We start from the raw sequence: 14,854 nt of genomic DNA on the forward strand, positions 1-14,854 counted from the left end.
TGCCTGAGCATCAAGACGCAGAAGAACCCATTCGCACTTTGCCGCAAGTTACTGATCAACGCCTCCCGCGCGGCTTATGATCAGTTACAGCTGCTTCTCGCAGCTACTGCGTAACATCAGTTACCAAGCTCTTGGGTAATCCCTCTCTCGTCGAGCAAAGCGCTCACGCCCTATTGCCGCGCAATAATCCTGCGGCGTTTGCGCCACGTTACCCATGCATCTCGGCAAAATAACGCGCGAAAAACAGACAGCAGCAAGTCCTTCAGCTATACCTTTGTTTCGGCGCTGGCAGAGCCCAGTGAATACATCCCACGGAGGATACCCATGCAAGCAGCTTTGTCCTGCCTCGTCCTAACTGGCCTGTTTTTGCTTGGCAGCACCGCCTGGGCCAAAAATGCCTGTGTATTCGAAGGCAACCTCCAAGGGGTGCCCATCAAGGATTGCAGCGAGATTGATCTGCAAGTCCCCCCAGCCGAATACAAACAACAATGCGAGCAAAACGAGAAGGCCTTTAAAGAAATGGGCGGCCAGATTCACGCCTATGTGGTACCCGCCTGCCCCAAGCCAGCCCAGGCCAGTTGCGCCGGCGCTATGGGTTCGCCGGGTACCGTGTATTACTACCTGGTCAGCCCACAAGACCTGGAAAAAAAGAAAGCCAGCTGCCTCAAATATCAAGGCAAGTGGCAAGCTGGTATGTCGGAACCGGCTAAATAGTTTGTGGCGTGTGCCCTTTATTGGGTGGCAGGGAAGTCTATGAAACTGGAAGGTAATTTTGCACTTTGAACAGGGTCTGAACCTGTGACCCGGGGCTGGGTACAACGCTGTAATCAACGCTCCGTTTGCTGAACCCATGCCATTTGAACGATGCACCGTATGCAACTTGCATGGTACTTAGAACCTGTCTAAAGTCTCGCGAGCTAGGGCAAGATAAGGCGAAAACAGCCGAGGAAGCGGAGTTTACAAGTGGTAAATGAGCATTCCGAGGGTGTTTTCAACGCCATATTGCCAACGCGCAGCAGACTTTAGACAGGTTCTTAGGGTCTTAACTGGGTTGATATCCCGCCCGACTATTTGCATGGCTTGCTGCTTGACCCTATCTATCTGTGTTCAGCCTACCGATAATCGCCGCCTACGAACCGGTTCACGAATTGGTGTACGCAGGCGTCAGCAAGATATGAACGTAACGTGCCTCCGCAATTGCTTGCTGCGGTGAAGCGTATATTTCGTGACCATGTCCTATCACAACGAGGGTGCCTCTGTGACGTCATGGATTTCAAGCCAGCGCCTCGACTCTGTTGACATCAGCTCCGTCCCTCAACGCCCAGAAGCCATGCTTGCCCGTATCTCGTTCCGCCAACTGCTGCTCTGCTCTTTCCTGCTGATCATCTTGCTGCTGGGGACGGCCTCGCTACGCGGTTTGCAAACCCTGGAAAGGCTGATCAAGGAAAATCGCGCCGGTGCAAACCAAGCGATGCAGCTGAGCAATGACCTGCAGTTGCTTGCCGAACGCAGCGTGGCCATGCAACGGGCTGCGCGCCAATATCTTGTGCTGGATGAAGTCAGTTTCCGCCAGCGCTATGAAGAAGCCCGCCACGATGCCGAAGCCGCCCAGCAGCGCTTGCAAGCCGCGCTACCCCATTCGCAGGCATTGCGGGAATGGCCAAGCCATATCGCCACCATAGCAAGCCAGATGGCTGACATGGGCATGCCCCAGTCAGAGCGTGAGCTGGCACTAACCGAAACCTTCAATGCGTTGGATGCACTGGACAACAGTATTGGCGAACAAATCCGTATCGAATTGGATACCCGCCATCGCGCCATGCTGAACGAATTGGAAGCGGGACGCGCCCAGCTAAGTTGGCAGGTGCTGGCAGCTTGTGCGCTTGCCATACTCCTGGCTGTCATTTTTGGCTTGTGGCTCAGCCGCCCCCTAAAGCGACTGGAAGCAGCCATCATGGCGCTGGGGCAGCACAAACTGGCAGATAGCATCGACATACACGGCCCTGCCGACGTCAAACGCCTTGGTCTGCGATTAGACTGGCTGCGGCTGCGACTGGGTGAACTGGAAGCGGACAAGGCGCGCTTTCTGCGCCATGTTTCGCACGAGTTGAAAACACCGCTGGCAGCGCTGCGTGAAGGCGTTGCCTTATTGTCCGATGAAGTTGCCGGACCGATGAGCGAACAACAACAGGAAATTGCCCATATCCTGCGGCAAAATACCCTCGCGCTTCAGACGCAGATAGAAGACCTGCTGCGCTTCAATGCCGCCACCTTCGAAGCCCGTAGACTCAGTCTGATCCCAACCGAGCTGACAGGACTGATCCAAAAGGTTATCGATACCCAACGTCTGCAATGGCAGGCGCGGCAGTTGAAGGTTGACTTGCAAGGCGAGCCGCTTACGCTGGACGTGGACAATGAAAAGCTGGCAACCTCATTGGGCAATCTGCTCTCCAACGCAATTCGCTTCAGCCCGGAGGGCGGCAACATACGTTTCCGGCTTAAGCGCCGCCTAGGTCATATCGCCATTGAGATCAGCGACCAGGGGCCGGGCATTGCGCCACAGGATCGGGCACGGGTATTTGAGCCGTTTTACCAAGGCCAGCGGCAGATGCCCGGCGCCCGGCGAGGTAGCGGCATCGGTCTCTCCATCGTGCAGGAATACATTGCCGCCCATGGCGGCCAGATAGCCTTGCTACCAGCCGAGGTAGGCTGTCGCTTTCGGATTGAATTACCCTATGCACAAGACTAAGCAACAGCTCATCGCCCTTTTGGCGGTTATCGTCCTGGCCGGTTGCGCCACAAAATCACCGATGACCGAAACCATTGCCCTCCCCACGCCTACCGACTTGGCCAACCGTGAGCTGCTGGCTTATCACCAGCAATTGCAAGACATGCCCAATGCCGAACAGGTGCGCGAAGCCAAACGCCTTGTGAGTGCCCCCACCAGTCCCGCCAATGCAATGAAGCTCAGCCTGCTGCTGGTTCGTAGCCATGGTGCCGCCGAAATGGCGCAAGCGCAGTCGCTGTTGGAGGCCGTATTGCACAATGCAGGCCCCGATGCCCAGCCCTACCACCCCATAGCACGTTTGATGATCGGCCAAATCAGCAATCACAAGGCGGAACTACGTAAATGGGAAGACCAGCAGACCGACCAAAAGAAGGCGGAAGAGCAACTGGAACGCCAATCCCAGCAACTGCGCGACTGCCTGAAAAAGAGTGAGCTGCAAAATGAAAGGCTGGAAATCCTCCGTACCCAGGTGAAAAGCTTGACGGTGAAACTTGAAGCGCTCAAAGCCATTGAACGCAGCCTACCCAATCGGCCCTCGACGGCCGTGAATGGAGCCCCGCCATGAGCGCACATATCCTGCTTGTAGACGACGACGCCGACCTGCTCAAACTGCTGAGCATGCGTCTTAGCGCCGCCGGCTACCGCGTGACCGCGGTTGAAACCGCCGATGCCGCCCTGGCCAGACTGGCGATTGAACGACCACAACTGGTGCTCAGCGATGTACGCCTGCCCGATCGCGATGGCCTCAGCCTGTTCGACCAGATCCGCTCGCAATACCGGTCTCTGCCGGTAATCCTGCTAACAGCCCACGGCACGATTCCCGATGCCGTCGAGGCCACTGCCCGCGGCGTATTCGGCTACCTGACCAAACCCTTTGACAGCAAGGTGTTGCTGGACAAGATTGCACAAGCGCTTGCACTCAGCGCCACGCCAGATAGCCAGGGCGACAGCCAGAACAACAACTGGCGCGCCGCCATCGTCAGTCGGTCTACCCGTATGGCGGCATTGTTGGCGGAAGCGAAATTGATCGCCGGGTCAGACGCCAGCGTGTTAATCCGTGGCGAAAGCGGTAGCGGCAAAGAGTTGCTGGCCCAGGCCATCCATCAGGCCAGTCCCCGGGCCAAAGCGCCCTTTATCGCCATCAACTGCGGCGCCATCCCAGAAGCCCTGCTCGAATCAGAATTGTTCGGCCATATCAAGGGTGCCTTCACCGGGGCTGTCGCCAACCACCAAGGCCTATTTCAGGCAGCAGATGGCGGCACGTTGTTCCTCGATGAAATCGGCGACATGCCATTGCCGCTACAGGTCAAACTCCTGCGCGTGTTGCAGGAGCGGTCGGTCCGACCAGTTGGTTCCAGCCAATCGGTGCCCATTGATGTACGTCTGCTCTCCGCGACTCATCGGGACCTGGACGCCGCCATGGCGGACGGGCAGTTTCGTGAAGACCTCTACTACCGGCTCAACGTCGTCACGCTGTCCCTTCCCAGCCTGGCCGAGCGACGTGAAGATATTCCCCTTCTGGTGAATCACTTCCTGGCCAAGCTTTCCGAAAAGTATCAGAAGCGCCTGAACGGCTTTTCCCCCGAATCACTCGAAGCGTTGGCTACCGCGCCTTGGCCGGGTAATGTGCGTCAGCTTTACAACGCGGTGGAACAAGTCTGTGCGCTGGCCACCTCCCCCATCATCCCACTCTCGTTGGTGCAACGGGCTCTGCGCGTGCCGGCAGTGGAAGTACTCAGCTACAGCGAAGCCAAACAACGCTTCGAACGTGACTACCTGGTACGGCTGCTCAAGCTTACCGACGGCAGCGTCGCCGATGCAGCAAGGCTGGCCGAGCGCAATCGCACCGAATTTTACCGCTTGCTGCAGAAGCATGACCTCACGCCCGGCTTGTTTCGCGAGCCGCCACCGGCAGAATGATCTGCCAACAATCATCCGGTCGATTCAAAACCCTGTTCAAAGCCTCGCAAGCCAGGCCATCGCTCATGCAACAGTCTTTGAATAGGCTTGACCGATTGTGATGCGCAACTAGGCGCATGGCCGCCTTTTCGTAAACCGTGTTTGACCATCCTCCTGACGACCTTCGTCTTTCCAACCAAGGTGCCGGTAAAACCCATTGGCGCGAACCGCAAGGTCACTGTCGGTAGATAGCCAGACTTCTTCACAGCCCTGTGCAAACAGCCATTGCTCTGCCTCTTGCATGAGCTGCCGCCCTGCGCCTTTACCCTCCCATTCCGGCCTGACAAACATCGCAAATACGGTTGCTTCCATCGAATCTGCCATGGCAAAAGCGATGACGCTGCCAGCCTGCTCAGCCACCCAACCACGTCCCGCGCCGCTCAGCATTGCGGGAAGTGTCTGCGCTGTAATACCCAGATGGGTTAGCTCCTCCATGGACAGATGATTCTCTCGCACGCTGGTTCTGATTTCGAACAGGACATCAATGTCAGACAGAACAGCAACCCGAACTAATAGCATGTTGTCATTAGTCACCGGCCACTCCTCGCATATTTATTCTGCATCGCTTTCCTTAAACCTGTCTAAAGTCTCGCGAGCTAGGGCAAGATAAGGCGAAAACAGCCGAGGAAGCGGCGTTTACGCGTGGTAAATGAGCATTCCGAGGGTGTTTCAACGCCATATTGCTGACACACAGCAGACTCTAGACAGGTTCTTAGACGCTGTTTACGATCTTACTGCGCAGCCGTTCAATACGGCAGGTCATCCGGGTGGACGCCCACATAGTGCGGCTCCGGGTCGTGTTCGAACTGCACCGCAAGAATGTAAGCCTCGCCTTGCATCGCAGCCTTGGCAATACGGTGCATGCCATCCATGACACGGCCATTTGACGACAAAATCACCGGATAGCACAAATCAGCCTCCGCCATCAAACAGGCATGCTCAGCCACGGCACGGCATGTCGGTTCGATACCACCCTCGGCAAACCAATAAGGCTCGTCGAGTTCCTGAATGGCACTCAGCGGCACCTGCCTTACCGGCAAGTGCTCGGTCAACTCGATCAGGCGATGTACATCCCATGCACGCAGCCCCTGCGGGCCTGGGCGAAGGTGGTATTGCTTTCTCATTGGGGTAGGTCCGCAAGCGAAATAGGGAGCACGTAGATTCTAATCAATTCGCACGCGTTACAGACCAAAGAAACGCCGTATCCTTTCCAGCAGCTCAGCTTCACGCGGTGGTGCAGGAATGTCGGTTTGCGTGACGGAATGCAGGTGGTTGTCGTTCAACCGCTCTGCCAAGATATGCGATAGCGCGTCGGCGAGGGCTGGGCGTGCAGTCAGAATAGCTTCAAAGCTGACCCTATCGAGCCGGTAGCACTCAACATAGCAGGCTGCAACTACTGTGGCCGTACGCGGCGCACCGGTCATCAACCCCATTTCGCCGAAGAAGCCGCACGACTTGATCCGACCCAGTCTTTCGGCGATCGGCGTACCGTAGTCACGCCAAACATCGACTTCACCACAGGTGAGAATATAAAGCCAGTGCGCCACTGCACCTTGTCGGCTGATAACGTCACCCTCTTCGAAAGGTGCAAAGCTCAGTTGTTCGGCAAGATGGCGACGTTCTTCGGCAGTGAAATCAGCAAACAGGGTGACACCTTCAAGGGCATCCATTCGACGCTGGATATCGATGGACTGACGCTGAGCAGCAGTCTTGTCGTTGTCCTTGGTCATCAGTACGTTTTGGGTCGAGCTCGCCAGTGGAATACCATACCGCACTAGCGCCGTCAGCACGTGGGCCCGAGCTTGCGAATCAGTGGTGTCGTCGGCGGTAAAATCTGTCAGCCAGTAGCGTAGGGCGTAACGGGCAACCCCGTCACGCGTCTCCATCAAAATGGCCTGGGCAGGCGGCTCGCTCGAAACACCATGGATGCGCCCATCGAGAATGGCGTTTTGTATGACAGCGATAACTTTGGCAGGGGGCAATTCCCAGGCGATATCGAACCAAACCCAGCGTCGCCAAAGCATGCCATGGCCGATAAAGCGCTTGCCCAGAACCCGAAAGCTGTTTTTCATCAACCAGGCATTGGGCACCACCACGGTTTCACCATTGCGTGTTTCAAGCAGAGTAGAGCGCCACCCCACCTGCAATACTTTGCCTGACACATCCGACAACACCACCCATTGGCCCAATTCCAGTGACTCATCCAACTGCAGGGCTACCCCGGAAAGGATGTTACCCAGCGTGTCCTGCATAGCAAAAGCGATGACAGCAGTAAGCACCGCCGATGTCGTAATCAACTGGCTCAAGTCAAGACCGGCGTAACGCAGCCGCACCATCCCCCAGGCAAGGTAGGCCAGTATCACCACTACATCTTCTAGAATGCGTGGAGTTTGAACTCGCATGCTGACTAGCAGCAAACGAAACAGCGCAAGACCAAAAAGGCGAATCACCACTAAGCCCAGCAGTATGGTGAAAATTTCCTTCAGGACAGCTGCACCCTGGCTCATTTCCAACGAAGCCGCCAATTGCGCGACAAGCAAACCGGCAATACCCAGGGCAAGAAACAGCAGCGTAAGCAGCACGTTGCGTCGCTCGTCAGGACGAAAGCGATACAAAGCAGCCAGCAAAATGGCGCATATACCCAGCAAATATGGCCATTCGTGACGGGTAAGCTGATCGACGATAGACATGTAGTTGTAGTGGCCTCCTATTTGAGGATAGGCCATACACCACCAAATCAAGGTAGGTGACATTTACCAATTAACTGTCTTGATCGCTTGCACCAAAGGTGAAATCAGCCCAGGCAAGTTCTAGGATGAAAGCAACTTACTTAGTCTGTGCGTATATGTCCCCCCCTAAATTCTTCCTCGCTCGCCAGCCTATCGTCGGCCGTCAACGCGAACTCGTGGCCTACGAATTGTTGTTTCGCACCAGCCAACAAAACTCAGCCACGGTTACCGATGATGTCGCCGCCACCGCCGCAGTCATGCAGCATGCGTTTAGTGGCTTGGGCTTGCAGTCGGTATTGGAAGACAAACTCGGCTTTATCAATCTGTCCGAGCCATTGTTGATGAGCGAGGTCATTGAAGTCCTGCCGCGTGAGCGTGTCGTACTGGAAATCCTGGAAACCGTTACGCTTACCCCCGCGGTCATCGAACGCTGCAAAGCACTAAAGACGGCGGGCTATCGACTCGCTCTGGATGATGTCATCACCTTTGGCGAAGCCCAACAGGCCCTGTTGCCACTATTGGAAGTGGTGAAACTGGATGTGCTGGCCATGCCGGCAGCCGCAACTGCCGCTTTGGTAGAGGCGCTAAAGCCGTTCGGAGTGAATATCCTGGCCGAAAAAGTCGACTCGCCAGAACAACATGATTTTTGCCATGGCCTGGGCTGTGACTTGTTCCAGGGGTATTACTTTGCCCGCCCCACTATCCTGAGCGGCAAGCCCGTACAGCCTTCATCCATGCTACTGCTGAAACTGCTGGGCCAGGTTGCCGGAGATGCAGAGATCGGCGAGCTTGAAATCACACTCAAACAAGCCCCGGATTTGACCGTGCATCTTCTAAGGCTCGTCAATTCGGTGACATTTGGTTTACCGCGTAAAGTTGCCAGCGTACGCACCGCCATTACTTTACTAGGCCGGGCTCAGTTGCACCGTTGGGTGCAAATCATGGTGTTTGCCCAGCAATCAGGTGGCAATTCGGCTGCCGACCCGCTGGTACAAACAGCTGTAGTGCGTGGCTACCTGATGGAGCTGTTGGTGAAAGCCCTAAAGCCCACCGATAGGCCGCTATCCGAACGGGCCTTTATGGTTGGCATGCTCAGCCTGGTCGATGCCCTGTTTGGCCAACCCATGCCCACGCTGCTACAAGCATTAAGCCTGGAAGAAACCGTACATCGCGCTTTGCTGGAACGCAGCGGCTGGCTGGGCCAATTGCTGCAATTGGTGGAAGGCATGGAACAAGACGAACCCAGCTATACCGAAGAACGGCTGGCACAGCTTGGCAAGCTGAGTCTAGATGACTTGAATCGCATGCAGGTAGAAGCACTGGCATGGACTGCACGGCTCGGGCGTGAATCATCTGGCGGGGAATGATGTCGAGACCGAACAGGCAATAAAAAGCGCGGCTTTTTTTATACGCCGCGCTTTTTAATTTCAATCCACGCAAAACGAGATTATTGGCCGCCCAGTGTTTCCAACACCGTCCATTTGCCGCCCACCACCTTGTACACCGTGATACCCCCATCCTTCAAATCACCCTTTTCATCAAAGGCAATCGCGGAAGAAGTCACACCCGCATAACTTTCCTTGGCCAGCACAGGCAAATAGACCTTAGGGTCTACAGAGTTGGCTTTCTTCATGGCGGCAATCATCTGGCGAGTGGAGTCGTAACCGTAAGGGGTGTAGATCTCCATTTCCTGGTACTTGGCCTTGTAGCGTGTTTCGAAGTCCTTGCCACCGGGCATTTTTTCCATGGGCAAACCCGCCAACGAGGCGATACTGCCTTCCGCAGCCGTGCCTGCAAGTTGCAGGAAGCTATCGGTACGGGTCATTTCACCCGACACCAACGGCGCTTTCAAACCTAGACGCTTGAGCTGAATAGCCATCGGCCCCGATTGGGAATCCGCACCACCATAGAAGATGACATCTGGCGGCGTACCTTTGATCGCGGTGAGGATACTGGAGAAATCAGTAGCCCTATCGTTGGTGAACTCACGCTTGGTAATTTTGGCGCCCGCGGTTTTGGCTGCCTTTTCGAATTCATCAGCCAAGCCCTGGCCGTAGGCGCTGCGGTCATCAATGATGGCGATCTTCTTTGCGCCCAACTTTTCCACAACATACTTGCCCAGCACACTACCTTGCTGGGTGTCGTTGGTCATCGAACGGAAAGTGGTCTTGAAACCTTGCCGGGTGTAGGCCGGCGCGGTTGCCATGGCAATCTGCGGAATCCCGGCGTCGGAGTACACCTTGGAAGCCGGAATCGAGGTACCGGAATTGAAGTGGCCGATCACCCCGATCACACCACTATCAACCAGCTTTTGCGCAACTTGCGCACCCGCTTTGGGGTCGGCCTGGTCATCTTCAGCCAGCAGTTCGAACTTTACTTTCTTGCCGCCGATTTCAGGATTCAAGGCATTTTCGTCCTCAATCGCCAGCGTAACGCCATTCTGGTAACCCTTGCCGTAGTGTGCCTGCGGGCCTGTCAGCGGGGCGGAGAAACCCAGTTTCACGACTTGCACGTCAGCGGCAGACACACCGGCAGCCGGGGTCTCTTCCTTTTTGCCGCAAGCTGCCAGCACCAATGCCGTCGTTACTGTCAGCGCAAATATATGGGTCTTTTTCACAGTCATCCTCTCGTTGGTAGATCTCAGCCGCCCAAGGCATGCCAGATTCGCTGTACCCTGGGCGGGTAAACACTCAAAACCTATTTATCGGCTTGCTTGCTGCACCACTTTCCTACCCGCTGTGCGTGACGTGAGACACGTCCTGGAGCGCGAAAAACAGGTGCGCTACAAACCGGTAGTACAGCCAATTACGACTACACGGGCACGATTGTAGTCGCGCCCCCCCAGCACCAGACTGGGGAATTCCCTAAACTGATTCAACCGCCCATCGCTTAACTCTTCAGCCAAGCATGTTGCTCTTCGGTATCGACTTCACCAGCCGCCCCAGCAAAAACAAAGCCATTACGGTGGCACAAGGCAAATTGGCAGCCAATCAGATTCAGCTGCAAACCATACTTCACCTCCATGATTTCGACGCCTTCGAAACCCTGTTGGCTCAGCCAGGACCATGGCTAGCAGCTTGCGATTTCCCGTTCGGCTTTCCACGGGAACTGGTCGAAGCACTGCAATGGCCACACCAATGGGATGCACTGATGCAGCACATCGCGCAGCAATCCCGCCATGAGCTGGTGACCCAGTTCAAAGCCTTCTGCGCCAATCGCCCGGCCGGACAAAAATTCGCCCATCGTGCCACCGACCTGGTTGCGCGTTCTAGCCCCTCAATGAAATGGGTTAATCCGCCCGTGGCCTTCATGCTGAAGAAAGGTGCACCTCGCCTCCTAGCGGCAGGCGTACACATATCGGGACTACACGAGGGGGATCGCTACAGAGTGGCATTGGAAGGTTATCCAGCGCTCCTCGCCCGTTCGATGATCGGCAGCGCCAGCTACAAAAGCGATGACAAAGCCAAGCAGACGTTAATGCGGCAGATGCGCCGCGCCCAGATCGTACAAGCGCTCACTACCGGCAAACACCCACTTGGTTTACAGCTGGTCATCGACGATACCGAACTGATGCAATCACTTATCAACGACGGCAGTGCCGACCGTCTCGATGCCGTGCTTTGTTTACTTCAGGCAGGCTGGGCAACGACGCAATCAAACTACGGCCTCCCCGGTAAGATCGACTCGCTGGAAGGTTGGATTGTAACGGCAGCGCCTGAACAAAGACATGATTTGGGAGCCCCGACATAGCATGGCGGCTAACCCGGGTTTACAAATGCCAGCAATTCCTACAAACTTAAATCCCTTTTTAGTCAATGACTTGCAAATATAAAATTGAGGAATCCGTCTCAATTTTGATTTTTTCGACTGTTTTTCACTTCTCTGCAGCCCTTGGGTTTGCATCGATCGTCCCGTCGTAAACGATCAACTTTTGGAGCCTCCCGGCTCCTGCTCATCCGTTCTCAATCGCTGTTTCGCTCTTGTTGTTGCTGTGTTTTCACGGTTGGCATCTCACTTTCCGCATAGGAAAAACCGGCGAAGCAGCACAACCGGAGATAAGCATGGTATTCCGTCTTTCACTGGCACTCGTCGGCCTGTTTCTGGGCTGGGGAATCGTTGCTCCCAGCCAGTTATCCAGCATTACCCAATTTCTCCTGAACCAAACCCTGGACCGATTCGGTTGGTTCTATCTGCTGTCGATGCTGACTTTTTTGTTGTTTACCACGTTTCTGGCGCTCAGCCGTTTTGGCCAGATTCGGCTTGGTGGTATCGATGCAAAACCTGAATTCTCGTACCTGAGTTGGTTTGCGATGCTGTTTGCCGCAGGGATGGGTATCGGCTTGGTATTTTACGGCGCAGCCGAGCCCCTGTCGCACTACGCCAGTCCACCTGCCGGGGTAAAGGCGCTGACCGCACAAGCGGGGCGCGAAGCCATGCGGCAGGCTTTTTTCCATTGGGGCCTGCATCCGTGGGCAGCTTACAGCATCGTGGCGCTGGCCCTTGCCTATACCCAGTTCAATCTAAAGCGGCCCGCGCTGCTCAGCGCTGCGCTTGAGCCGCTGCTGGGCCACCATGCCCAAGGCGGCATCGGACATAGCATCGATACATTGGCGATTCTTTGCACCGCCTTTGGTGTCGCCACCTCGCTGGGGCTGGGCACACTGCAAATCACCACTGGGCTGCAGGTCGTGTTCGGCATCCAAAACGACACGACCACCCAGCTCTTGGTGATTGCGGTTACTACCGTGGTTTTTCTTGCGTCCGCCATGACTGGCCTGCAACGTGGCATACAGTGGCTCAGCAATGCCAACCTGGGCTTAGCTGCCGCGCTTGCACTGCTAGTGCTTGTTTGTGGCCCCACGCTGTTCATTCTCGATGTCTTCACCACCACGCTGGGCAGCTATCTGAACAATCTCTTGAGCACCAGCCTGAAGCTTACCCCGTTTGTAGGTGACAACTGGGTCAAGGATTGGACGGTGTTCTATTGGGCCTGGTGGATTACCTGGTCGCCCTTTGTCGGCCTGTTCATCGCCCGCATTTCACGCGGCCGCACCATTCGTGAATTCGTACTTGGCGTCATGCTCGCCCCTACCCTGCTGAGCTTTGCATGGTTTGCCATTTTTGGCGGCACAGGCCTGCATCAAGCGATATTCGATGGCGCACCGATGGTCGCCGCCGTGCAAGCTGATATCGCCAGCGCGTTGTTTAACCTGTTCGCCAATTTGCCCATGGCGCAATGGTTGTCGCTGATCGCTTTGCTGCTGCTGGCTGTGTTCTTCGTTACCTCAGCTGACTCCGCCACTTATGTGCTGGGTATGTTGTCCAGCGGTGGTGCAGCCAATCCTTCCGGGTGGCTCAAAATGTGCTGGGGCCTGATGATCTCGGGCATTGCCAGCGTATTGCTGCTATCGGGCGGGCTGAAGGGATTACAGGCGATGGTCATCATCACCGCTCTACCCTTTGCCGTTTTGATGCTGGGCTTATGCCTTGCCCTGTACCGTGTGCTGGATGCCGATATCGTGAGTCAACAACAACGCGAGCTCAAACGCCGCGCCAAGGTGGATGGGCTGCTGGCAGAAGCCACGCGTACTTAGAACTTGTCTAAAGTCTCGCGAGCTAGAGCAAGACAAGGCGAAAACAGCCGAGGAAGCGGAGTTTACGATTGGTAAATGAGCATTCCGAGGGTGTTTTCAACGCCGTATTGCTGACGCACAGCAGACTTTAGACAGGTTCTTAGAACCTGCTTACGATCTTGCTGCGCAGCCATGATCAGGGCTCATGTGCTGCTCGACAGCCACCGCAAGGGGGACGCCGAACTGCTACGGTGCTTCGCACCAAGAAGTTCGCAGCCTCATGTACTCTATGTACATTCGGGTTTCTGTGCTGCGCTTCACCCTGCTGACAACTGCTAGTGACAGATCGGTAAACTAGGTTCTTAGGAGCATCCAAGCAAAACGCAAAAAAATGGCTGCATCACGAGATGCAGCCATTTTGCATTCGATCAAGTCAGGCTTGTCTACCCATTGCGATTGGTTTGTCCAAGGCCAGCTTGGCGCGGTACACCTCGCCTATCATCAGGATGGCCGGGCCTGCCAATTGCCAGTTGGCCGCCACGGGCAAATCAGCCAACGTTAGCGGCCACTCCCGTGCATTCGGCAACCCGGCATTCTCTACGATCAACAACGGCGTGCTGGCGGGCATACCGCCGGCCAGCAGCGCTGCGGCAACTTCCGCCGCCTGCTTCACGCCCATGTACAGCACGGCAGTATCTGCCGCGACTACGGGCCGTACCCAATCGGTCGGGTCTTCGCCCTGCCCAACTCGGGCGGTGGCAAACAAGACATTACGCGCCACACCACGACTGGTGAGCGATACACCAGCACCGGCACTGGCAGCCAAAGCTGCCGTCACACCGGGCACAATCTCGTACTCGATGCCAGCCTCATCCAATGCATTCAGCTCTTCCTGAGCACGGCCGAACAACATTGGGTCGCCCCCCTTCAGGCGTACCACCAGGGCGTGCTTGTTGGCGGCATCCACCAGCATCTTGTTGATGAAACGTTGCTGGGTCGAGGCCAGATTACAGCGCTTACCCACATCAACCCGCTCCGCCTGTGTGCAATAGCCCAGCATTTCAGGCTGCACCAGCGCATCAAACAGCACGACATCGGCTTGCTGCAACAAACGCATGCCACGCACGGTAATCAGGTCCGCCGCGCCGGGCCCCGCACCAATCAAATAGACCTTGCCTGCCATGATCAGGCGCCTCTGCGGCGAAACAATGGCTGCGGTTCATCAACCGCGCCCTGGTAGGCATTGCTGAAGTCGTTCAGCCCCTTGGCGGCAGCATCCGCGTCCTTGTCAGCACGAATTTCAAAGGCATCAAATCCGCAGCGTCGCAGGTAAAAAAGCGTGTCCTGGAAGACATCGCCCACCGCGCGCAATTCCCCCAGAAAACCGTACCGCTCGCGCAGAAGCCGACCAATGCTAAACCCCCTGCCGTCAGTAAACGCTGGGAAGTCGATTGCGATGACACGTAACTTTGCCGCATCGCTACCCAAGGTTTCCGGCTCGTCATCGGGTGCAAACCACACACCCACATCGGTACGGCCAAGCAACGCATCACGGTGCACCAGCCATGCCTTCAAGGGCAACAAGCTATGGGTCGGCACATTGTCGTCATCGGCCTCCGTCAAACGCACCCAATGATTGTCGATTACTTGGTGCTGACCACTGGCCCGGTCGAGCTTGATAACTGATGTTACGCAGTGCATACGATAACCTGTCGCCATGAAGAACAAAGAACTCGATTTGTACACCGACTATTTGCTGAGCACGTTTGGTGCGGCGACAGCAACGGGCTTGTCGGCGATGGTAG

Annotated in this window: 13 protein-coding genes; 7 read left to right on the forward strand and 6 right to left on the reverse strand. The window is 55.9% G+C overall.

Annotated features, from left to right (window positions below; translation table 11 throughout):
• Positions 1-324: 324 nt before the first annotated feature.
• From CSQ89_RS15850 to CSQ89_RS15865, 4 genes are all read left to right on the forward strand, one after another.
• Positions 325-714 (forward strand): hypothetical protein, encoded by a 390-nt coding sequence (locus tag CSQ89_RS15850; protein WP_099407092.1) that lies wholly within the window; start codon positions 325-327, stop codon positions 712-714.
• Between the two features lie 544 nt (positions 715-1,258).
• Complete coding sequence (locus CSQ89_RS15855) at positions 1,259-2,749, forward strand: sensor histidine kinase (protein ID WP_233203214.1); 1,491 nt, start codon at positions 1,259-1,261, stop codon at positions 2,747-2,749.
• A complete protein-coding gene (locus tag CSQ89_RS15860; RefSeq protein WP_099407093.1) occupies positions 2,736-3,353 on the forward strand; it encodes a hypothetical protein in 618 nt (205 codons plus the stop codon). Before CSQ89_RS15855 ends, CSQ89_RS15860 begins: the two co-directional genes overlap by 14 nt.
• On the forward strand, positions 3,350-4,708 hold the full coding sequence (locus CSQ89_RS15865) for a sigma 54-interacting transcriptional regulator (protein WP_099407094.1): 1,359 nt from the start codon (positions 3,350-3,352) through the stop codon (positions 4,706-4,708). Before CSQ89_RS15860 ends, CSQ89_RS15865 begins: the two co-directional genes overlap by 4 nt.
• 108 nt (positions 4,709-4,816) lie before the next feature.
• Here CSQ89_RS15865 and CSQ89_RS15870 read toward each other — a convergent pair whose 3' ends face one another.
• The 3 genes from CSQ89_RS15870 to CSQ89_RS15880 form a co-directional block, all read right to left on the reverse strand.
• On the reverse strand, positions 4,817-5,281 hold the full coding sequence (locus tag CSQ89_RS15870) for a GNAT family N-acetyltransferase (protein ID WP_199065617.1): 465 nt from the start codon (positions 5,279-5,281) through the stop codon (positions 4,817-4,819).
• A gap of 212 nt (positions 5,282-5,493) precedes the next feature.
• Positions 5,494-5,871 carry a hypothetical protein gene (locus tag CSQ89_RS15875; protein WP_099407096.1) on the reverse strand — a complete coding sequence of 126 codons (378 nt, stop codon included), beginning with the start codon at positions 5,869-5,871 and terminating at the stop codon, positions 5,494-5,496.
• A 57-nt stretch (positions 5,872-5,928) separates the two neighbouring features.
• Entirely contained in the window at positions 5,929-7,473 is a 1,545-nt protein-coding gene (locus CSQ89_RS15880) for a mechanosensitive ion channel family protein (RefSeq protein ID WP_233203216.1), read from the reverse strand.
• A gap of 119 nt (positions 7,474-7,592) precedes the next feature.
• Here CSQ89_RS15880 and CSQ89_RS15885 point away from each other — a divergent pair, with 119 nt between their 5' ends.
• A complete protein-coding gene (locus CSQ89_RS15885; RefSeq protein WP_158229017.1) occupies positions 7,593-8,843 on the forward strand; it encodes an EAL and HDOD domain-containing protein in 1,251 nt (416 codons plus the stop codon).
• Between the two features lie 80 nt (positions 8,844-8,923).
• On the opposite strand, the gene CSQ89_RS15890 is transcribed toward CSQ89_RS15885, so the two are convergent.
• On the reverse strand, positions 8,924-10,099 hold the full coding sequence (locus CSQ89_RS15890) for a branched-chain amino acid ABC transporter substrate-binding protein (protein ID WP_099407099.1): 1,176 nt from the start codon (positions 10,097-10,099) through the stop codon (positions 8,924-8,926).
• Between the two features lie 284 nt (positions 10,100-10,383).
• On the opposite strand from CSQ89_RS15890, the gene CSQ89_RS15895 reads away from it, so the two are divergent.
• The gene (locus CSQ89_RS15895) at positions 10,384-11,226 is read left to right on the forward strand and encodes a DUF429 domain-containing protein (RefSeq protein WP_099407100.1); all 843 of its coding nucleotides are present in this window, start codon (positions 10,384-10,386) and stop codon (positions 11,224-11,226) included.
• A gap of 311 nt (positions 11,227-11,537) precedes the next feature.
• Positions 11,538-13,070 carry a BCCT family transporter gene (locus CSQ89_RS15900; protein WP_099407101.1) on the forward strand — a complete coding sequence of 511 codons (1,533 nt, stop codon included), beginning with the start codon at positions 11,538-11,540 and terminating at the stop codon, positions 13,068-13,070.
• Between the two features lie 412 nt (positions 13,071-13,482).
• On the opposite strand, the gene cobA is transcribed toward CSQ89_RS15900, so the two are convergent.
• Complete coding sequence (gene cobA / locus CSQ89_RS15905; protein ID WP_099407102.1) at positions 13,483-14,232, reverse strand: uroporphyrinogen-III C-methyltransferase; 750 nt, start codon at positions 14,230-14,232, stop codon at positions 13,483-13,485.
• Positions 14,233-14,234: 2 nt separating this feature from the next.
• Positions 14,235-14,795, reverse strand: coding sequence for a DUF934 domain-containing protein (locus CSQ89_RS15910; RefSeq protein WP_233203224.1), 561 nt, complete (start codon positions 14,793-14,795; stop codon positions 14,235-14,237).
• Between the last annotated feature and the right edge of the window lie 59 nt (positions 14,796-14,854).

Source organism: Chitinimonas sp. BJB300 (genome assembly GCF_002735695.1).
In the GTDB taxonomy this organism is placed as follows: domain Bacteria; phylum Pseudomonadota; class Gammaproteobacteria; order Burkholderiales; family Chitinimonadaceae; genus Chitinimonas.

Coding starts and splice junctions, on each gene's coding strand:
- CSQ89_RS15860 (WP_099407093.1), top strand. CDS start 2,736: ATGCACAAGACTAAGCAACAGCTCATCGCCCTTTTGGCGGTTATCGTC.
- CSQ89_RS15880 (WP_233203216.1), bottom strand. CDS start 7,473: ATGGCCTATCCTCAAATAGGAGGCCACTACAACTACATGTCTATCGTC.
- CSQ89_RS15865 (WP_099407094.1), top strand. CDS start 3,350: ATGAGCGCACATATCCTGCTTGTAGACGACGACGCCGACCTGCTCAAA.
- CSQ89_RS15890 (WP_099407099.1), bottom strand. CDS start 10,099: ATGACTGTGAAAAAGACCCATATATTTGCGCTGACAGTAACGACGGCA.
- CSQ89_RS15885 (WP_158229017.1), top strand. CDS start 7,593: ATGTCCCCCCCTAAATTCTTCCTCGCTCGCCAGCCTATCGTCGGCCGT.
- CSQ89_RS15895 (WP_099407100.1), top strand. CDS start 10,384: ATGTTGCTCTTCGGTATCGACTTCACCAGCCGCCCCAGCAAAAACAAA.
- CSQ89_RS15875 (WP_099407096.1), bottom strand. CDS start 5,871: ATGAGAAAGCAATACCACCTTCGCCCAGGCCCGCAGGGGCTGCGTGCA.
- CSQ89_RS15900 (WP_099407101.1), top strand. CDS start 11,538: ATGGTATTCCGTCTTTCACTGGCACTCGTCGGCCTGTTTCTGGGCTGG.
- cobA (WP_099407102.1), bottom strand. CDS start 14,232: ATGGCAGGCAAGGTCTATTTGATTGGTGCGGGGCCCGGCGCGGCGGAC.
- CSQ89_RS15850 (WP_099407092.1), top strand. CDS start 325: ATGCAAGCAGCTTTGTCCTGCCTCGTCCTAACTGGCCTGTTTTTGCTT.